Raw genomic sequence first — 19,458 nt, 5'->3', positions numbered from 1 at the left:
GTGAAGGAGAGTATAAAAGTGCAAAAGCAAATTCCAAAGGATTTTATTATTGGTGCTGGGTCATCCGCATGGCAAACAGAGGGATGGAAAGGCAAAAAAGAAGGACAGGATTCATATCTTGATACATGGTATAAAAATGAAAGACATGTCTGGCATGAAGGTTTCGGTCCAGGAGTCGCAACTAATTTTTATGAACGCTATCAAGATGATATTGATCTAATGAAAGAAATTGGATTAACCCATTTTCGTACTTCAATAAACTGGTCAAGATTTTTTACGAATTATGAAACTTTGGAAGTTGACGAGGACTACGCTTCATTTGTTGGCCGTTATATAGATAGCTTGATTGAAGCTGGTGTAGTACCGATGTTGTGCCTGGAACATTATGAATTGCCGACTTATTTGCTAGAAAAATATGATGGTTGGAGTTCTAAAAAAGTAGTTGATCTGTTTGCACAATATGCGGAAATCGTTTTTGATCGATATGCAGACCGTGTAAAATACTGGTTTACCTTTAATGAACCTGTCGTTATCCAAACACGTACTTACTTAGACGCTATTCGGTATCCACATGAGCAAAACACAAAAAAATGGATGCAATGGAATTACCATAAAGTTTTGGCGACCGCAAAAGTTGTCGAAATGTATCATAGAAATAATTACGATGGCCAAATCGGTATTGTGTTAAATCCAGAAGTAACGTATCCAAGATCTTCTTCAGAGGCAGACAAAAAAGCAGCTGAGATGTATGATTTATTTTTTAACCGCATTTATTTAGATCCATTGGTAAAAGGAACGTATCCTGAAGAATTGTTCCCATTACTAGAAAAACACGGTATCTTATTTGATCATACAACTGAAGAGTTGGCTATTATCGCGCAAAATACGGTAGACTATTTAGGAATCAATTTGTATTATCCAAATCGTGTGAAGGCACCAAGCTACCAATGGAATGAGCAAACACCTTTCCATCCAGCGTTCTACTATGATCATTTTGAATTGCCAGGTCGAAAAATGAACAAGTCTAGAGGATGGGAAATTTATCCTCAAATGATGTTTGATTTCGGCATGCGTATAAAAAATGAGTACGGAAATATTCCGTGGATGGTCACAGAAAATGGGATGGGTATTGAAGATGAAGAGCGGTTTATGGACAGCAATGGAGTCGTACAAGACGATTACCGCATCGAGTTTATTACAGAGCATTTGAATAGTTTGATTGAGGTAACTGAAGCTGGATCAAACTGTAAAGGGTATATGTTATGGGCATTTACCGATTGTGTATCTCCTATGAATGCATTCAAAAATCGTTATGGATTAGTCAGAATCGATTTAGACAATGACAGAGACCGATCATTAAAAAAATCGGCTTTTTGGTACCAAGACATCATTAAAAATAGTGTTTTTGAAGTTCCAGATAAAACACAAATCAGATAACTAACGACTAACACAAACAATTAATAAGAATAAAAATGGTAATCTAGTATTAACAGATTACCATTTTTTTTGTTATCCATAAGAATTTCAAAGAATTTTATTAAAGACGTTTCAACAGCGGGTAATTTGAATCAATTATGTACTCAATTAAGTGAAAAAGGAATCGAAAGATCTTAAATTAAATTGGATTTAGATTAAATCTTTGTTTACCTAGTGATTAGATTCTTAAGCTTCTCTTTAGATTAGAAGCAAACAGTTGTTTTTTAACTATGAATAACTTATCATTTATTAGAATACTGAATAGAACAGGTTAATAGGCAGCTGTAAATTAAATGTAAAGCTGTATATGAGAAGTCATTAAATAAAAAAGGGGTCCTTTCTTTTGAAAATTGGAATAGACAAAATTGGTTTTTTTGCACCACATATGTACGTAGATATGAACAAATTGGCAGTAGCTAGAAATGTAGAGCCGGAAAAATTTACTATCGGGATTGGCCAAGAAAAAATGGCTATTGCTCCAATCACACAAGACCCAGTAACATTAGCAGCAAATGCAGCATTAATGATACTAGACGAGACGGATAGAGGAAAAATTGATTTTGTTATTTTTGGTACAGAATCAGGCATCGACAATTCAAAATCAGGCGCGGTATATGTGCACCATTTGTTAGGATTAAATCCAAATGCACGTTCTATTGAAGTGAAGCAAGCTTGTTATGGAGCTACTGCAGGAATTCAAATGGCAAAAGGACATATCGCTTTAAATCCAGAGAGCAGAGTGTTGGTGTTGGGATCAGATATTGCGCGTTATGGATTAAATACTTCTGGAGAATCTACTCAAGGAGCTGGCGCGGTAGCCATGGTCATCAGTGCTGAACCAAAAATTATGGCATTAGAAAATAAAAGTGCCTACTTAACAGCGGATATTATGGATTTTTGGCGTCCGGTTTATTCAGATACAGCTTTTGTTGACGGGAAATTCTCCAATGAACAATACATTCACTTTTTTACAACAGTTTGGGAACAATACAAAAACAAATCTGGTTTAGAGTTAAATAATTTTGAAGCCATCTGTTTCCATTTGCCATATACTAAAATGGGTCTTAAAGCTTTGAGAACTGTAATAGAAGAAGCGGATGAAGCTACTCAAGAAAAGTTGTTGGCTAATTATCAATCAAGCACAACGTATAATCGCAATATTGGAAACATTTATACAGGGTCGCTTTACTTAAGCTTGGTTTCTTTACTTGAACAAAGCGAACAATTGAAAGAGGGTTCTAGAATTGGCTTATATAGTTACGGTTCAGGTGCAGTAGGGGAGTTCTTCACAGGTATTTTGCAACCGAACTATCGTGACTACTTACAAACCAAGAGTCATGCTGAATTATTCGCTTCAAGAACAGAAATTTCGATTGAAGAGTACGAGGAAGTTTTCCAACAAACAATTCCAGTCGATGGATCTACTGCAACATTTGACGCTACAAAAGATCCAGCTACTATTTATTTGGCGGGTATGAAAGACAATATGCGTCAATATGTAAATAAAACACACTAAGATTAGTGAGAAATGATCCCAATAAAAAAACTTGTTTCCATCCTTGATGATAACGTTCATCAGAGGTGAAAATGAGTTTTTTTTACTAGATTAATTGGTGTGATGAGCCACTTTTCCATGAAATAGGCTTTGACGGAAGAGTTGAGGGGAAAAGCTGCCTCACTTGTCCATGGAACACATCTTCATGGAAGAGTTTGTTTCAAACGGAGAGCCACTCTTCCATGAAAATGATCTTCACGAAAGAGTGAACTATTAAAAAGAACCAACTCTTCCATGGAAAAGTTGGTTCTTTTTAATAGCATGAGTTTCAGACATCATTTTAAGTATTTCTGTTAATTATGTTTTGATCTCTTTAAGTAGAGCTTTGGCGGTAGACAGATTCATGTTTTCAGCTGATTTTAACAGCTTAGCGACTTTTTCAATGTCTACACCCATTGCTCCAGCACTGATAGCCAAAGAACGAGCTTGCAGGCCCATATGCCCTTTTTGGATGCCTTCAGTCACGAGAGCTTTAAGAGCGGAAAAATTTTGAGCCAGACCTACGGAAACGATGATGGATTCTAACTCTTTAGCTGATGGATAGCCCAATAAGCGTTTGCTGAACTGAGCAGCTGGATGGATGGAAATCGATCCACCAACTGAGCCAACAGGCAGAGGCACCGTTAATTGACCAATCAGATCGCCATTTTCAGCTTTTTTCCAGGTAGAAAGAGCACGGTATTGTCCACTGCGCGAGGCATAAGCATGTGCACCAGCAGAAATAGCACGCCAGTCGTTGCCAGATGCTAAAACCACGGCATCAATACCATTCATGATACCTTTATTATGAGTAACTGCTCGGTAAGGGTCAACATAAGCTAATTGACCAGCTTCAATCAAACGGTCACGAACTTCTTCACCGGAATAATCATTTTTTTTCAAAAGGTCTACGGGTATTCGGCAAGTTGCACTAGCCAGACATTCTGTCGCGTAGTTAGACAGGATACTCATCAAAGCGGATCCTTTTGTTAACTCTTCAAGATAGACTGTAATGCCTTCCATCATAGTGTTGATAATATTGGCGCCCATAGCTTCAAGTGTAGATACGTGCAAATGAACCATTAAAAACTCCGGTGTTCCAGCGTCAGCATCTGCTTCGATTACACGAATGAACATATCTGTTGCGCCGCCTCCTCGTTTAACGATAGAAGGGTGAGCATCATTAGCTTTTTTTAGAATATCATTTTTGTGTTGAATCAAATTGCTTTTGGCAAAAGGAATATCGGGAACATCTTTTAAGGCAACTTGTCCAATCATAATGCGTTCTGAAATAATGGTTTTAAAACCGCCTGATTGAGCAATGATTTTTGCTCCGGCACTAGCGGCAGCAATGACAGATGGCTCTTCGATAGCCATTGGTATGATGTAGTCCTTTTCATCGATTAAAAAGTTTAAAGCGACTCCTAACGGCAATTCATAATTAACTAAATGGTTTTCAATCATATTATCGGCCAACTCATCTGTTAAGAGTAGACCTTTGGTTAGCAACAAGTCATCTGAAGTCAGGCTGCCTGAAGCAACAAGAGCATTCAGTCTTTCAATATGGTTCATTTTATAAAATTTATTTAAATAGGTTTTATCCATCTTAGTATTCTCCTTGTGATTCTCTCTTATCCAAAGTTTACCATATTCTATTCTTATACTTGAACTTATTTTTATGATCAAGATAACTAAAAAACCTTCCATCCAAAGCTCTTAGAGCAATAGATGGAAGGTTTTTGCTAGATTTTTCATTTATCAATTGGTCAAGAACAATTATTTTGCTTCTTCTTTTTCACCAATCAATTCAGGTTCAACAGCTTCAACAGCTGTTTCAGGCTCTTCAACTGATGGAGGCAATACGCTCACAACAGATTGTTCAGCATCACTTAATACTGTGATTGCTTTGTCAACTGTAATATCTGAAACAGTTAATGCGTCACCAATTTCTAATGCGCTAACGTCAACAGTAAATTCAGTTGGGATATTCGTTGGAAGAGTTTCGATTTCTAATTCATTTAATGTTTGAGAAACAATACCGCGTTTAACATTTTCAGCATTCAAAACATTAATTGGAACAGTAACCGTTAATTTTTCTCCTTTTTGAATAACTTGTAATTCAACGTCTAAAATTTGGTTTACAAGAGTTGCATTTTGAATCTCTTTGATAATCACTTGATGAGTTTCACCATCTTGAACGGCAACATCAAAGATAGCATTTTTACCTAATGTTTTTAAAACGTTATCTAATTCTTTGCTGTCTAATAATACTGCAGTACTTGTGATACCTTTTCCATTAACGACGGCTGTAACTTTTTTTTCTCTTCTTGCACGATTAGCCGCTGAAGATCCGACCTCTGTTCTTAAAGTAGCATTGACTTTCATATTATTTTCCCCTTTCAAACTATGGTGATGAGTGGCTTACATTCACTTAACTAGCATTAGACTAGAAAGTAATTTTAAAACCCTTACAATACAGTTTAACAAAGAAAAGTAAGAAAAGCTAATTTAACGACTTTTTAAATAAAATTACTTCTTGCTGTTTGCATTATTTAGCTTAAAAATTAACGTTTGAATTGCTGGTTTAAAAAAATAAAGGTAAACTAAAGTTATAAAGAGACAACAGTTTAAAATTGTTATGTATTGAATTGGATGCGGTTACGGTCGATGTGTACATATGAAAGGAAGGAATCTTATTTATGAAGTTAAATTTTAAAGACTCTATTTTATTTATCGGGGACAGCGTTACAGATGTTGGTCGTGATAGAACGAATGCTGTAGATTTAGGTCAAGGGTATCCGCTAATGATAGCGACTGCTTTAAAGGAACGGTATGCTGAATTAGAGCTGTCTTTTTCTAATCGAGGAATTGGAGGAGATAAGTTGAAGGACATGGCTGCGCGTTGGGAAGCGGATTGTCTTTCTTTAAATCCAACAGTTGTATCTATTTTGATTGGAATCAATGATACGTGGCATGCAGTAGGACAAGATCAGTTTGGCAGTCAAGAAGATCTGCAACAATTTGAGCAGCTATACCGCACTTTATTAACAACATTGGTAGAAAATTCTGTCCGCCAGATTATTTTAATGGAGCCTTTTGTTCTACCTTATCCAATTAATCGTGAAATGTGGCGTAGTGATTTAGATCCGCGCATTCAAGTGGTACGTAAACTTGCTTATGAATTTCAAGCTGATTTAATTCCACTAGATGGCTTATTGAATGCTATTGGAATCAAGCAAGGTGTTGCTTTACTAACAGGAGAAGATGGAGTGCATCCTACACAAAAAGGTCACGAGCTGATTGCGAAAATGTGGCTTGATGCAGTAGAAAAGGAGTGTTAACCGGATGGATAGGAGGAAAGAAAAGTGAATGATATCAGCAAATTAATTCAAGGAAAGAATCTATCCGAATTGGATATAAAAATTTTGCATTATATTATTGAGAATATCGATGATGTGTTGGCAAGAGGTGTGCGTGAGATTGCTAAAGACAACTTTACTTCTCCTTCAACCATTATTCGGCTATCCAAAAAAATGGGTTACACGGGTTTTATTGATTTGTACTACCAATTGTTGCCAATGGTTAAGAAGACAGGTGATCACCCTTCGGACAGTGATGAAGACTTTTTGCGTATCAGTCAGAAAGACTTTTTTAAAGAAAACAGTAGAGAAGATATTAACCAGTTTATTCAAAAAGCTTTGTATTTGAAACAAAAATACATTTTTATTTACGCAACGGGTTTTTCGGCAATAGCAGCAGAGTATTTGTATAAAAAATTGTTGGTTTTAGGTAAAAAAACAGTTATAGCAACTGGGACGGACTCGATAGGGGTATTTGAAAATAACCTAGAAGATATTGATGCCTTTATTGTGATCTCGAAATCTGGGGAAACACAACAAGTGATTGATAAATTACTGATAGCAAAGGATCAAGGGATATTTACGATCACGTTTACAAAGGAGACAACTAATCGAGCAGCAGAGCTATCTGATTTGAACTTTAAAATTAATGACAATAATAAACTCGATGATCGCAATATGCTGCCGAATAGCTTTTTCCCTAGACTGTTGATGTTAGTGGAGTTTATTTTCAAAACCTATCTTGAGGGATTACAAAAAAATGTGAATGAGTGAAACGTGTTTCTAAAGTGCGAAACACGTTTTTTATGTACCCAAAAAGCTATACAATAAACCGCTTTCAAGATAAACTAAATTTATCAAAAGAAATGAAACCATAAAACGTGGAGGTAAAGGATATGAAAGAGAAGTTGATGGATGGTATGCAGCGTTTTTCCAAAGCTATGTTTATCCCGGTATTAATTCTACCCATTGCAGGGATTTTAATTGCAATCGGTAATTTATTTACAAATGCAAAGCTAATTGAAACCGTTCCCTTTTTGGATAATCCAATCACAATGGGATTTGGAACGATTTTATCGGGTTCTTTAGTATCCATTTTAAATAATTTAGGCTTAATCTTCTGTATTGGCCTAGCAGTGGGACTAGCGAATAAGAAAAAATCGGAAGCGGGATTTACAGCAGTTTTAGGTTACTTAGTCTTTATTAATGCCATGAACAAATTTATGGAAATCAGCGGGTTATTATTCGAAGGAGAATCGTTACAAGGAACGGGACAAACGATGGTATTGGGTGTTCAAGTTCTGGATATGGGTGTTTTTCTAGGCATTATATTAGGGGTAGTAACAGCACTTGTACACAATAAATTTTGTGAGAAAGAATTTAATAATGCATTCCAGATTTATGGAGGTACTCGTTTTGTATTTATTCTATTGATTCCAGTAGTTGTATTATTGGCGATTGCATTCACTTATATTTGGCCATTTTTCCAAAGCGGCATCAATAGTTTAGGAACATTGATCAATCAAAGTGGAAATTTTGGGATTTTCTTATATGGAATGTTAGAACGATTATTGATTCCAACTGGACTTCATCATTTGGTTTATACACCTTTCTTATATACTTCACTTGGAGGTATTCAAGAAGTCGGTGGACAGATTTTTGAAGGAGCAAGAAACATTTACTTCGCTGAAATTGCAGATCCTAGTGTCAGTATTTTATCTCCAAGCGTGATTTGGGATGCACGTGGGATTTCTAAAATGTTCGGTTTGATTGGTGCTTGTCTAGCAATGTACCAAACAGCAAGTCCTGAAAATAAAAATAAGGCAAAAGCCATTTTAATTCCTGCAGTAGTGACATCATTTGTAGCAGGAGTAACAGAGCCCATTGAATTTTCGTTTATGTTTGTAGCACCATTGTTGTTTGTTGTCCATGCAGTATTAAGTGGATTAAGTATGGTTGTATTAAACTTATTGAATGTTCGGGCTATCGGACCAAACGGGTTTATTGATTTCTTATTGTACAATGTACCTTTGGGAATTGAGAAAACCGGATGGCCAATGTATATCTTAGTAGGACTCGTATTCTTCGCTATCTACTACTTTACTTTCCGTTTCTTGATCACAACATTCAAATATAAAACAATCGGTCGTGAAGATACTGGTCAGGAAACAAAACTTTATTCTAAGAATGAGTACAATGAAAATAAAACTAAAAATGTACCTGCTAAAGAAAACGTACCTCAAGAAGAAAAAGGTTTAGCAAGCACGATTGTTGCAGCTTTAGGAGGACCAGAAAATATCAATACAGTAACCAATTGTTATACACGATTGAGGTTAACCTTGCATCAGCCAGATAAAGTTGATGAATTAGCGTTGAAAAATGATACAGGGGCAAGCGGGGTCATCATTAAAGACCACAATGTTCACGTTGTTTACGGCTTGCAAGTTAATAGTGTCAGAAAAGCTGTCGATCACTATTTAGGCAGAGAATCAGAAGAATAAACTAAATGGATAAACTGAAAGGAAGTCATTAAAAATGAAAGAATTCTCAATTGTAATTGCAGGAGGCGGAAGTACGTTTACGCCAGGAATTGTTATGATGTTATTGGATAATATGGATCGTTTCCCCATTAGAGAATTGAAACTATACGATAATGATGGTGAGAGACAGGCTATTTTAGGAGATGCATTAGAAATCCTCTTAAAAGAACAAGCTCCTCAAGTAAAATTCTCACACACAACAGATCCCGAAACGGCTTTTACAGATGTGGATTTTGTGATGGCCCATATTCGTGTTGGGAAATACGCCATGAGAGAACAAGATGAAAAAATTCCTTTGAAATATGGGATCGTTGGTCAAGAAACTTGTGGACCAGGGGGAATCGCTTACGGGATGCGCAGCATTACGGGAATGATGGAAATTATCGATCATATGGAAAACTATTCTCCAGATGCTTGGATGTTAAACTATTCAAATCCAGCTGCAATTGTAGCGGAAGCTTGCCGTGTGATGCGTCCAAATTCAAAAGTATTGAATATTTGCGATATGCCTGTTGGAACGTTGAGAAGAATGTCTCAAATCATCGGCAAAACCCCTGACGAATTAGAAGTTCGTTACTTTGGTTTAAATCACTTTGGTTGGTGGACTAGCGTGAAAGATATTGCCACTGGTCATGAATATTTAGATGAAATCAAAGAATACGTTGCTGAGAATGGTTACTTGACTCAAGTAGAAGTGGACACGCAACATATGGACGAAAGTTGGCAAGCTACTCATAAAAAAGCAAAAGATTTATTGGCGATTGAACCGCGTTTCTTACCAAATACGTATTTGAAATACTATTTCTATCCAGATTATGAAGTCGCTCATTCAAATCCAGCATTTACTCGCGCAAACGAAGTCATGGCTGGACGTGAAAAAGAAGTATTTACAGCTGCTAGAGGAATTATTGAAAAAGGGACTGCTGAAAATAGCGGTTTCCACATTGACAGCCACGCTTCTTTTATTGTTGACTTAGCTCGTGCGATTGCCTTCAACACACATGAACGGATGTTGCTGATTGTCGAAAATAATGGCGCTATCGCCAACTTTGATGATGACGCTATGGTAGAAGTTCCTTGTATTGTGGGCAGCGATGGCCCAGAACCATTAGCTCAAGGGAAGATTCCGAATTTTGAAAGGGCATTGATGCTGCAACAAGTTACAGCTGAAAAAATGGTTGTTGAAGCTTATATTGAAGGAAGCTATCAAAAATTATGGCAAGCATTAAGTCTATCAAAAATCGTTCCAAATGCAGAAGTGGCCAAAAATCTATTAGATGATTTAATTGTAGCAAACAAAGGGTTCTGGCCAGAATTAAACTAAAAAAAGTTTAACAAATAAAAGGCAAGAAAAGTGACCTGCATTCACCTTTCTTGCTTTTTTAGTTGATGAAAAATTAACTGGAAATCCAGTGTTTCAATGCACTTGTTTTCTTTATAAAAAAAGTTGACAAAATTGCTGCCAAACGACATGATTATAGCTGAGGGAATTTTTATTTTGAAGAAAAATGGTCGCATGATTAGGCAATGCATTCGGAGATAGTCGATTCAATGCAAGGAGGATTAGTGAATGGTAAGGCAGCAAAGATATACAATTGGAGTAGATATTGGGACAACAAGCACAAAAGCCGTCTTATACCAAGAAAATCTTCAAGTAATAGACAGTACTTATGTAGGATATGCTATTCATCAAACTGATGTAGGTATGGCCGAACAAGATCCAAAAGTGATTTTTCAAGCTGTACTTTCAGTTATACGGACATTGATGGAAAAAGATAAAGGAATCAGCCATCTAGTTGATTTCATCTCTTTTTCAAGTGCTATGCACAGTGTCATTGTCGTAGATGAACAAGATGAATTGTTGACCAACTGCATCATTTGGGCGGACAATCGTCCAGCAGAACTAGTTGCTCACTTAAAAGAAACAACGGATTGGAAAGACTTATATAAAAAAACCGGGACTCCAGTTCATTCTATGAGCCCATTCAGCAAAGTTTTGTGGCTGAAAGAATCTCATCCTGCTATTTTAAAAAAAGCTAAGAAAATTATTGGGATTAAAGAATATATTTTATTTCATTTGACTGGAGAATACAAAATTGATTACTCGATTGCTTCAGCAACAGGATTATTCAATATTCATGAATTGACATGGGATAAAGATATTCTGCAACTTCTTGGGATTGAGGAGTCACTTTTATCTGAACCTGTAGATGTTTCCTATAGATGGAATAAAATTCAAGAACGCTATGCTGAAGAAATGGCTATTGATTCTACAACAAACTTGGTCATTGGGGCCAGTGATGGTTGTTTATCAAATCTTGGTGTTGGGGCAATGGATCCAGGGGAAACGGCGATTACAATTGGTACTAGTGGAGCTATTCGAATGGTTACCAATCATATTGTATTGGATGCAGAAGGCAGAACCTTTTGTTACTATTTGTCGAAAGACCGTTGGGTTATCGGCGGGGCCGTAAACAATGGTGGAAATGTCATGTCATGGCTGACGTCAATTCTATACCCTGAAGGCAGCAAAATAATGGACAATGGTATCGAAACAAGACTAGAACAGCTTAATCGATTTGCTGAAACAATAAAACCTGGTGCAGAAGGCTTATTCTTTTTACCTTATTTAAATGGCGAACGTGCCCCTTTATGGGAGTCGGAAGCTACGGGTAGCTTTATCGGATTGGCTTCTAGACACACTACTGGACATATGGTACGTGCAGCTATGGAAGGCGTACTCTTTAATCTTTACGATGTTTGGCAAATCATTCAAGAGGTTGGCGGTCCATCTAAAACCATAAATGTAACGGGCGGTTTTTTAAATTCTCCACTCTGGAAACAAATGATAGCAGATATATTTGGAAGAACGATGCAACAGCCAACTAGTTTTGAGAGCTCTTGTTTAGGTGCGATCTTGATTGGTAAAGGAACGGAAGAAGTGATTGAAACAGTAGTTAGCTATGAGGAGAAAGAGCTCATAGAAGATACAGTTGAATCAAAAATCAGCATACAGTATAACGAACAAACGGCAACAGACTACAAAAAAATTATTCCTGTGTATCAAAAATTAGCAAAAGAGATGACAAAAGTTCGAGGAATGTTGAATGAAGCACAGTAAATGAGCAAGACTGAATAAATAAAAAAAGAGCAGCTTTTTTTGCTCTTTTTTTGTACGGAAAAATGGAGGGCTTTTTGTTAAAAAGGTTAAAAGAATAGGAGAAAGAATTGAAAGGTTCAATTGGGTTAATAAACTGTGCTATACTAAATTGAAATTTGCATGTACAGAGAAAACTGTGGTTTAAAGAAAGCTGTTGGCCATTGTGGGAAAGGAAGAGAGGATAGCATGGATTACAAAACACTAATGGATGTCGCCATACTTGCAGGGAAAATTATGCTAGAAAGTAACGCTGAAACGTATCGTGTAGAGGATACGATGAACCATATTTTAAAAACGTCAAAGTTTGAAACAACTGAAGCATTTGCTATTGCTACTGGATTGGTCGCTACGCTAGATGACCCTAGCTTGGAAGATCCAATTACGATTGTGAAACGAATCAGTGTACGAGATACGAATTTAACTAACATTGCCAGTGTAAATACAATCTCAAGGAAACTGACTAATGATGAAATCACGATTTCAGAAGCCTACATAGCTTTGCAAGCTATTAAGAAAGCCCACTATAAATCCATCTATAAGGATATTGCTACAACCGCTTTGACGGCTTCGTTTGCTTTGCTTTTAGGTGGAGGACTTTTTGAAATACTGGCTGCTGGAATAAATGGTGCATTATTGGCACTGATCTTAAAAGGTGAAAAGAAGTTAGATATGGGCTCTTTTGTTCGAAATGTTCTATCTTCTGCTGTTATATCTGTCGGGGCTGGATTAATGCAGCTGTTTATTTTTCCAACGCTTATGATAAGTGTCGTTATAACGGGTACGATAATGCCTTTAGTTCCAGGAACGGCTATTACAAATGCCATACGAGATACTTTACAAGGAGACTACATGTCTGGCGGTGCTAAAGCTTTAGAAGCCTTTGTTACGGCTCTATCAATTGCTTTAGGAGTTGCGATAGGGTTAGTACTTATTGGAGGTGTGCTATTTTGATCAGCCAAGTCATTGGAGCTTTTTTAGCAGTCGCTGCAGCAGCAATTAGCTTAGAATCGCCAAAAAAACATATTTTTGCAACAGCTGTAGTAGGAGCTGTTGGTTGGGGAGTTTATCTGGTTTGTCTTGAAACATTAGGATCTGTAATGTCAACATACATATCAGGATTAGTGATTTCTACTCAATCGCATATTTTTTCGCGTATGTTTAAAGTCCCAGTAACTATCTTTTTCTTACCGGGTTTTTTCCCATTAGTACCAGGTTCAGGGATGTACTTAACGGTTTATGAATTTATTCAAGGAAATACCGATTTGGCACAAGGCCATCTTCAAAATACTATCCAAGTAGCAGGGATGATTGCTTTGGCTATTTTTACAATAGACACAGTTTTTAAAGTAATAAAAAAAGCGCAATATTTAAAAGAAAATCGGGCACATCAGTGAAGAAAGAATAGAAACCTATTCCTCATAAACTTAGACTCTTCGGCAAAATGGTGTTGAATAGAAGAAAAAAATTCTTCTGGAATAGACGGCTTTGCTTGTGGAGAGCCATGGGAACGTCTGAAGCCTGTAGTCTTCAGAGCTTTCAAGCCTCAAATAAAGCATAATCGCTGAAGCAATAACGCTTTGTAATTCGCATTGAGTCCTGTGCATGGCTACAAGCAAAACCTATTCCTCCAGAATTTTCGTGCCATTAATTTAACTAAGCTATCAACACTAAAAAGTATAGAGCCTAAACTTTTTAGAGACAAGAAATCCGAGATCACATTTTAAATCTCGGATTTTTTGTTTCTTTTTTTGAGGGTTACAAATGAGTAGGTTGATGTTCTATGATATAGGTCTCGACAAGATGAGCATATTCTGTCATCAGCGTTTTAATGATCGAATTGGTGGTAGAATGTAAAGGTAATTCCCCTATTGAATTGATAGGTAAGATATTGTTTCCCGTACCTGTTATAAAAGCTCCGTCAATTTCAGGTAGTTTTGAAACGGCAATCGTTTCTTCTCTAACAGTAAAATTTAAGTTGGTACATAATTCTAATGTTTTTTTTCGAACAATACCAAGCAAAACATTTTTAGCTGGAGAAGTATAAAGGATATTGTTTTTTACAATAAATAAATTTGATCGACTGCCTTCAGTCACATGATCTGTTTGATCAACGAGCAATACCTCATGAGCGCGCTGCTTTTTACGTTCAGCTAAAACAGCTTTCTGGTAGTCTGTACGCAATACTTTAACATTAGGATCTGTTCGTTCTAGTTTTAATAACGTGGTATGCATACCATTGAGATAGTAGTCTTGTGGAGGGTAAATAGACGTCGTGAAAAAAATTAATAATCCTTTTGTAGCATTTAAAATGAGTTTGATATTTTTATTAACGACGTGATTCAATGAAACCAAGTGGTAAATACGTTTTGTTAAAACGGTATCGGAGTCGTTTAACTGTAAACCTGTAGCAACTGCTGAAGCTCTAAAACGTTCCAAATGATCTTCTAGAAAAAGAGGAATGCCTTGTTGAACACGGATAACTTCATAAATGTTTTTTCCTTCTAGCTCGTCAAATAGAGCATTTTGTTCGGTGGGTATCTTTTGATCGTTTATAAAATAAAAGTTCTCTTCTACTTGTTCCATAATTAAACTCCCTTTTGCTTGAACGAATAAGTCGCTTGTTTTCTTCTATTGTAATGAACTTACTGTACGATTAGCAAGAATAAGATTAGTGTATGACCGTTTGATTCCTTATAATGAAGGTTAAAGTGGAGCAAATAAAGGAGGAATAATAGTGTTAGATGAAATCAAAGGATTGCTAGAAAACTATCATGCAAAACCCCTTACTTACCAACGGCATTTCGCTGTATTGATTCCATTAATAAAACTAAACGGTGAGTTGCATCTTTTATTTGAAGTACGCAGCAAGACTATTTCTCAACCAGGCGAAACCTCTTTTCCAGGTGGAAGAGTAGAAAAAGGAGAGACTTATGAAGCAGCTGCCATTCGCGAAACGATGGAAGAATTATCCCTTTCTAGAGACTCCATCCATATATTAGGAGAAATGGATTACATTGTTAATGAGCGCGTCATCATAAAATCTTTCGTAGGGGAACTAAAAAATATAAAAGTAGAAGACATTCAGTTTAATGAAGAAGTGGAAGAAGTATACACGGTACCAGTGAGTTATTTTTTAACACATGATCCAATTTATTACGAGGTACATGTGAAGTTAGAACACGAAGAGAATTTTCCATTTGATCGAATTCCTGGTGGAAAAAAATACAACTGGAAGCAAGAAAAGCATACAGTACCTTTCTATACAGTCAATAATCGTACATTATGGGGCTTCACAGCTCATTTTACGGATCGTTTTATCCAGCTGTTAAAAGAACAGCACATTAAATGATACAGTTGAAAATAGTAAACTTTCTTCAGAGAATAAGCGTGATAAGTTTACAATAAAGTTTATTCTCGTTATACTATATCGTGTAAGATGTAAAAGGTTCTAACAAAATAAAATAGATCACTGTGCTTGTTATTCTAGAAAGAACAAGCAATTTTAAAAGGGGGATATAACATGTTTTTAGCATGGAAAGAAATAAAGCATTCAAAAACTAGATTTGCATTGATTATTGGGGTTATGATCTTGGTTTCTTATTTAGTTTATTTTTTAACTGGATTGGCCTATGGATTAGCTCAAGATAATCGTACAAGTGTAGATAAATGGGAAGCGGACGCCATTGTTTTGACAGATGAGTCAAATACCAACATCAATATGTCAATGATGACAATCAAACAAGCAGAAGAAGTTACGGCAGATGAAACAGCTTTGTTAGGATTAGCACCTAGTGTCATTAGAAAAAAAGGGGAAACTGGTGAGTCATCAAAAATAAATGCGACCTTTTTCGGTATTGATCCAGATGAGTTCATTATGCCTGAAGTCATAGATGGCCGCACGTTCGAAAATGATGATGAAGTGGTAGCTGACATCAGTTTAAAAGAAGAAGAAGGTATTAAGTTAGGAGACACCGTTCAACTTGCTGGAAGCGATAAAGAAGTAGAAGTAGTCGGTTTTACTGAAAATGCTAAATTTAATGTGGCACCGGTGTTGTATACGACAATTGCTTCTTACCAAGAAGTAAGATTTGAAGCGTCAGATAATTCAGAAAACGGCCGAATCAACGCAGTAGTGGTTCGCGATTCTTCAAAATCTTTAAAGGATGTTGTTGCAGACTCTGATGACTTGGTGGCCTACTCCATTGGAGATTATATCTTTAAGATACCTGGGTATAGCGCACAAGTTTTAACCTTTGGATTAATGATTGGGTTCTTGATTGTTATAGCAGCAGTTGTCATTGGGATTTTTATTTATGTGTTGACTCTGCAAAAGACAAGCATGTTTGGCGTTATGAAAGCTCAAGGGATTTCTTCAGGTTATATAGCCAAGTCGGTTGTAGCACAAACATTTTTATTATCTGCCATTGGAGTTGGAATCGGTTTGATTTTAACCGTTATCACGTCATTTGTTCTACCGGCAGCAGTCCCTTATAGCACCAATTGGTTGTTTATTGCAGGAATCACTACTTTATTGATCGTTGTAGCGGTTCTAGGAGCTTTGTTTTCAGTACGTACTGTTGTTAAAATTGACCCATTAGAAGCAATTGGATAAAGGAGGAAGACTAAGATGAAACTAATTGAATTAGATAACGTAAGCCGCTCATTTGGTGAGGGGCATAAACGAATAGAGGCATTGAAAGATACCTCTTTTTCAATAGGAGAAGGAGAGTTTGTTGCTATTATTGGTCCAAGCGGTTCGGGTAAGAGTACACTATTGACGATCATCGGAGGTTTGCAACAACCCTCAAAAGGTACTGTTGAGATTAACGAAAAACCATTTAGCGCTGTTACTGAAAAAAAACGAGCTGCTTTACGATTTAAAGAAATTGGATTTATTTTACAGGCATCCAATCTAGTCCCTTTTTTAACTGTAAAAGATCAATTAAATTTAGTTAATAAAGTTGAAAAATCAAAAGTAGATATCCAAAAACAAAATGACTTATTAAAAGAATTAGGTATTCTCGATTTAAAAGATAAATATCCGAGTGATTTATCAGGTGGGGAACGACAACGAGTAGCCATCGCTAGGGCTTTGTATCATGATCCGTCAGTTATTTTAGCAGATGAGCCAACTGCTAGTTTAGATTCTGAGAAAGCGTTTGAAGTAGTTGAAATTTTAGCACGTGAAACAAAAAATAAAAAGAAAGCAACAATAATGGTGACCCATGATGAACGCTTGATCAGTTATTGTGATAAAGTGTATGTCATGAAAGATGGTGTTTTAACACTGAGAGAACCTAATTGATGCTTGTTCAAGCCGAAATAGGTCAGTTAGATGAAAGGGGAGATTTACATGGACGAAACAATATTTGCTCGGTCTTTAGAAGACCAACTTTGTTTTGAAGTATACAAAGCTTCAAATGGATTTTCAAGAATGTACGGAAGAGCACTAAAACCTTTTGGACTAACTTTTCCACAATACTTGGTTTTACTAGCATTGTGGGATGAAGACCATGTATTTATTAAAAACATTAGCGACCGCATAGGTATGAGTATAGGTACCCTTAATCCCATCCTTAATCGATTGAAAGTACAAGGCTGGATTGAAAAAGTAGCATCTGATATGGACAAACGTGCAGTAATCGTTACCCTAACAGAAAAAAGCCTGCAATCTAAAAAAGCCATTTCAAAAGCGATTTTAAATGAGGTCAAGCATTGCAATATGACAGACATAAGCAATGAAGCATTTACCAGAGGATTGAAATCTTTGAATAATGAATTCGACAAATTAGAAGAAAAAGATCATTAAATTGAACGAATTCATTTGCACAAAATAGGAAAAGAGGGATGTTTAATGAAAAAGATTGCCGTAATCGGAGCAGGTGTAGCTGGTTTAGCGAGCGCTATACGTTTGCAACACGAAGGATATGAAGTAGAAATTTATGAAAAAGAAGCCATACCTGGTGGGAAAATGCATCAAATTAAAAAGGATGGCTATACATTTGATTTAGGACCTAGTATCGTTATGATGCCACAAATCTATCGAGAAGTTTTTGAATTAGCAGGAAGAAATCCGGATGACTATATTCCAATGAAAAGATTGGATCCGATGTATACGGCTTTTTTTGGAACTGAAGAAAAAGATAGATTTAATGTCTCTTCTGATTTGGTCACGTTAATGGAGTCGCTAGAAGGAATCAGTGATGAAGATGCGAAGGGTTTCTTGAATTATCTTCAAGATATTTATAGTCGTTTTATTGTAGCAAAAGACCATTTTTTACAACGTCCTTTCCGTAATGCATTGGATTTTTATAACCCGTTTATGATTAAACAAGCTTTGAAATTAAAAACATTTGATAGCGCGAATCATTCCATTGGTAAATTTGTAAAAGATAAACGATTGCAGCAAATGCTTAGCTTTCAAACCTTATACATAGGAGTTTCGCCGGTTAACGGACCTTCTCTTTACACCATTATTCCTATGATCGAACTGCTTTATGGTGTTTGGTTTATTGAAGGTGGTATGTATACGATGGCCAAATCTATGGAGCGCTTATTTTTAGAATTGGGTGGAAAAGTTCATTACAATTCCCCAGTAGAAAAAATCTTGATTGAAGATAAACAAGCGTATGGAATTTTATTACGCGATAAAGAGATTCTTGCGGATTATGTTGTTTGTAATGCTGATTTCCCATACGCTATAAAAAATTTGGTGCAAAACACTGCGGCTAAAGGGAAATACACAGATAAAAAAGTGGATAGTATGAAATATTCTTGTTCTTGTTTTATCATGTATTTAGGTATGGATCGTAAATACGAAGGTGTTGATCAGTTGCATAATTTTGTGTTTGCTGAGGATTTAGATAAAAATCTTGAAGATATTTTTGCTGGTAAGTTGCTAGATAATCCTTCTTACTATCTCTATATGGGTTCAAAAATGGATCAATCAATGGCTCCAGAAGGAAAAGATGGACTTTATCTATTAGTCCCTGTTTCTGATTTATCTATTGCAGATTACGAGTGGACTGAAGAAACGATCCAACATTACCGATCAGAAGTTTTAAATTCGTTGAAACGACTTAAAGGTTTTGAAAACGTTGAGAATGAGATTTTATCGGAAAGCTATATGACACCTATTGATTTCAAAGAAAAATTTAATGCGTACAATGGTGCTTGTTTTGGACTGAGACCTAATTTATTACAAAGTAATCATTTTCGTCCGCAAGCTAAAGCTAAAAATTGTGAGAATCTCTACTTTGCTGGAAGCAGTACACACCCTGGAGCAGGAGTGCCAATCGTATTGATGTCTGCAAAAATAGCTACCGAAGAATTGATTTTAGATGATCGTGGCGTTAAAGCATAGTTCAATACTGTATGAAACTTAATCAA

Annotated in this window: 17 protein-coding genes; 14 read left to right on the top strand and 3 right to left on the bottom strand. The window is 36.3% G+C overall.

What is annotated here, in order from left to right:
* Nucleotides 1-18: 18 nt before the first annotated feature.
* Nucleotides 19-1,437, top strand: a complete 1,419-nt coding sequence (locus tag BLT48_RS06500; protein WP_089976388.1) for a glycoside hydrolase family 1 protein — start codon at nucleotides 19-21, stop codon at nucleotides 1,435-1,437.
* A 382-nt stretch (nucleotides 1,438-1,819) separates the two neighbouring features.
* Complete coding sequence (locus BLT48_RS06495) at nucleotides 1,820-2,992, top strand: hydroxymethylglutaryl-CoA synthase (protein WP_089976384.1); 1,173 nt, start codon at nucleotides 1,820-1,822, stop codon at nucleotides 2,990-2,992.
* Nucleotides 2,993-3,328: 336 nt separating this feature from the next.
* Here the strand turns inward: BLT48_RS06495 and BLT48_RS06490 are convergent, their stop codons facing one another.
* Nucleotides 3,329-4,615 carry a hydroxymethylglutaryl-CoA reductase, degradative gene (locus BLT48_RS06490; RefSeq protein ID WP_089976380.1) on the bottom strand — a complete coding sequence of 429 codons (1,287 nt, stop codon included), beginning with the start codon at nucleotides 4,613-4,615 and terminating at the stop codon, nucleotides 3,329-3,331.
* Between the two features lie 171 nt (nucleotides 4,616-4,786).
* Nucleotides 4,787-5,395, bottom strand: coding sequence for a 50S ribosomal protein L25 (locus BLT48_RS06485; RefSeq protein ID WP_035020225.1), 609 nt, complete (start codon nucleotides 5,393-5,395; stop codon nucleotides 4,787-4,789).
* 314 nt (nucleotides 5,396-5,709) lie between these two features.
* Here BLT48_RS06485 and BLT48_RS06480 point away from each other — a divergent pair, with 314 nt between their 5' ends.
* From BLT48_RS06480 to BLT48_RS06450, 7 genes are all read left to right on the top strand, one after another.
* On the top strand, nucleotides 5,710-6,351 hold the full coding sequence (locus tag BLT48_RS06480; protein ID WP_089976376.1) for an SGNH/GDSL hydrolase family protein: 642 nt from the start codon (nucleotides 5,710-5,712) through the stop codon (nucleotides 6,349-6,351).
* Between the two features lie 24 nt (nucleotides 6,352-6,375).
* Nucleotides 6,376-7,143, top strand: coding sequence for a MurR/RpiR family transcriptional regulator (locus tag BLT48_RS06475; RefSeq protein WP_089976371.1), 768 nt, complete (start codon nucleotides 6,376-6,378; stop codon nucleotides 7,141-7,143).
* A 122-nt stretch (nucleotides 7,144-7,265) separates the two neighbouring features.
* Nucleotides 7,266-8,870: a PTS transporter subunit EIIC gene (locus BLT48_RS06470; RefSeq protein WP_089976367.1), complete on the top strand. Its 1,605-nt coding sequence runs from the start codon at nucleotides 7,266-7,268 to the stop codon at nucleotides 8,868-8,870.
* A 34-nt stretch (nucleotides 8,871-8,904) separates the two neighbouring features.
* Nucleotides 8,905-10,233 (top strand): 6-phospho-alpha-glucosidase, encoded by a 1,329-nt coding sequence (locus BLT48_RS06465; RefSeq protein ID WP_089976363.1) that lies wholly within the window; start codon nucleotides 8,905-8,907, stop codon nucleotides 10,231-10,233.
* Nucleotides 10,234-10,479: 246 nt separating this feature from the next.
* Nucleotides 10,480-12,030, top strand: coding sequence for a gluconokinase (locus BLT48_RS06460; protein ID WP_089976359.1), 1,551 nt, complete (start codon nucleotides 10,480-10,482; stop codon nucleotides 12,028-12,030).
* A gap of 225 nt (nucleotides 12,031-12,255) precedes the next feature.
* Complete coding sequence (locus BLT48_RS06455) at nucleotides 12,256-13,020, top strand: threonine/serine exporter family protein (RefSeq protein WP_089976355.1); 765 nt, start codon at nucleotides 12,256-12,258, stop codon at nucleotides 13,018-13,020.
* Nucleotides 13,017-13,463, top strand: a complete 447-nt coding sequence (locus BLT48_RS06450; RefSeq protein ID WP_089976351.1) for a threonine/serine exporter family protein — start codon at nucleotides 13,017-13,019, stop codon at nucleotides 13,461-13,463. The genes BLT48_RS06455 and BLT48_RS06450 overlap by 4 nt, the downstream gene beginning before the upstream one ends.
* Before the next feature lie 361 nt (nucleotides 13,464-13,824).
* Here the strand turns inward: BLT48_RS06450 and BLT48_RS06445 are convergent, their stop codons facing one another.
* Complete coding sequence (locus BLT48_RS06445) at nucleotides 13,825-14,652, bottom strand: aminotransferase class IV (protein ID WP_089976347.1); 828 nt, start codon at nucleotides 14,650-14,652, stop codon at nucleotides 13,825-13,827.
* A gap of 151 nt (nucleotides 14,653-14,803) precedes the next feature.
* Between BLT48_RS06445 and BLT48_RS06440 the strand changes: the two genes are divergently transcribed.
* From BLT48_RS06440 to BLT48_RS06420, 5 genes are all read left to right on the top strand, one after another.
* Nucleotides 14,804-15,418, top strand: coding sequence for an NUDIX hydrolase (locus BLT48_RS06440; RefSeq protein ID WP_089976344.1), 615 nt, complete (start codon nucleotides 14,804-14,806; stop codon nucleotides 15,416-15,418).
* Nucleotides 15,419-15,589: 171 nt separating this feature from the next.
* Nucleotides 15,590-16,681 (top strand): ABC transporter permease, encoded by a 1,092-nt coding sequence (locus BLT48_RS06435; RefSeq protein ID WP_089976340.1) that lies wholly within the window; start codon nucleotides 15,590-15,592, stop codon nucleotides 16,679-16,681.
* Between the two features lie 15 nt (nucleotides 16,682-16,696).
* Nucleotides 16,697-17,374 (top strand): ABC transporter ATP-binding protein, encoded by a 678-nt coding sequence (locus BLT48_RS06430; protein ID WP_089976336.1) that lies wholly within the window; start codon nucleotides 16,697-16,699, stop codon nucleotides 17,372-17,374.
* Between the two features lie 48 nt (nucleotides 17,375-17,422).
* Nucleotides 17,423-17,878 carry a MarR family winged helix-turn-helix transcriptional regulator gene (locus BLT48_RS06425; protein WP_089976333.1) on the top strand — a complete coding sequence of 152 codons (456 nt, stop codon included), beginning with the start codon at nucleotides 17,423-17,425 and terminating at the stop codon, nucleotides 17,876-17,878.
* 45 nt (nucleotides 17,879-17,923) lie between these two features.
* The gene (locus BLT48_RS06420) at nucleotides 17,924-19,432 is read left to right on the top strand and encodes a phytoene desaturase family protein (protein ID WP_089976330.1); all 1,509 of its coding nucleotides are present in this window, start codon (nucleotides 17,924-17,926) and stop codon (nucleotides 19,430-19,432) included.
* The last annotated feature ends 26 nt before the right edge of the window (nucleotides 19,433-19,458 follow it).

The sequence above is a fragment of the Carnobacterium viridans genome (genome assembly GCF_900102725.1).
Lineage (GTDB): Bacteria > Bacillota > Bacilli > Lactobacillales > Carnobacteriaceae > Carnobacterium_B > Carnobacterium_B viridans.
Note: the sequence above shows the minus strand (reverse complement) of the source record. Positions and strands in the feature narration are given on the sequence as shown.

Coding starts and splice junctions, on each gene's coding strand:
- BLT48_RS06445 (WP_089976347.1), bottom strand. CDS start 14,652: ATGGAACAAGTAGAAGAGAACTTTTATTTTATAAACGATCAAAAGATA.
- BLT48_RS06420 (WP_089976330.1), top strand. CDS start 17,924: ATGAAAAAGATTGCCGTAATCGGAGCAGGTGTAGCTGGTTTAGCGAGC.
- BLT48_RS06485 (WP_035020225.1), bottom strand. CDS start 5,395: ATGAAAGTCAATGCTACTTTAAGAACAGAGGTCGGATCTTCAGCGGCT.
- BLT48_RS06455 (WP_089976355.1), top strand. CDS start 12,256: ATGGATTACAAAACACTAATGGATGTCGCCATACTTGCAGGGAAAATT.
- BLT48_RS06430 (WP_089976336.1), top strand. CDS start 16,697: ATGAAACTAATTGAATTAGATAACGTAAGCCGCTCATTTGGTGAGGGG.
- BLT48_RS06425 (WP_089976333.1), top strand. CDS start 17,423: ATGGACGAAACAATATTTGCTCGGTCTTTAGAAGACCAACTTTGTTTT.
- BLT48_RS06470 (WP_089976367.1), top strand. CDS start 7,266: ATGAAAGAGAAGTTGATGGATGGTATGCAGCGTTTTTCCAAAGCTATG.
- BLT48_RS06460 (WP_089976359.1), top strand. CDS start 10,480: ATGGTAAGGCAGCAAAGATATACAATTGGAGTAGATATTGGGACAACA.
- BLT48_RS06490 (WP_089976380.1), bottom strand. CDS start 4,615: ATGGATAAAACCTATTTAAATAAATTTTATAAAATGAACCATATTGAA.
- BLT48_RS06435 (WP_089976340.1), top strand. CDS start 15,590: ATGTTTTTAGCATGGAAAGAAATAAAGCATTCAAAAACTAGATTTGCA.
- BLT48_RS06480 (WP_089976376.1), top strand. CDS start 5,710: ATGAAGTTAAATTTTAAAGACTCTATTTTATTTATCGGGGACAGCGTT.
- BLT48_RS06465 (WP_089976363.1), top strand. CDS start 8,905: ATGAAAGAATTCTCAATTGTAATTGCAGGAGGCGGAAGTACGTTTACG.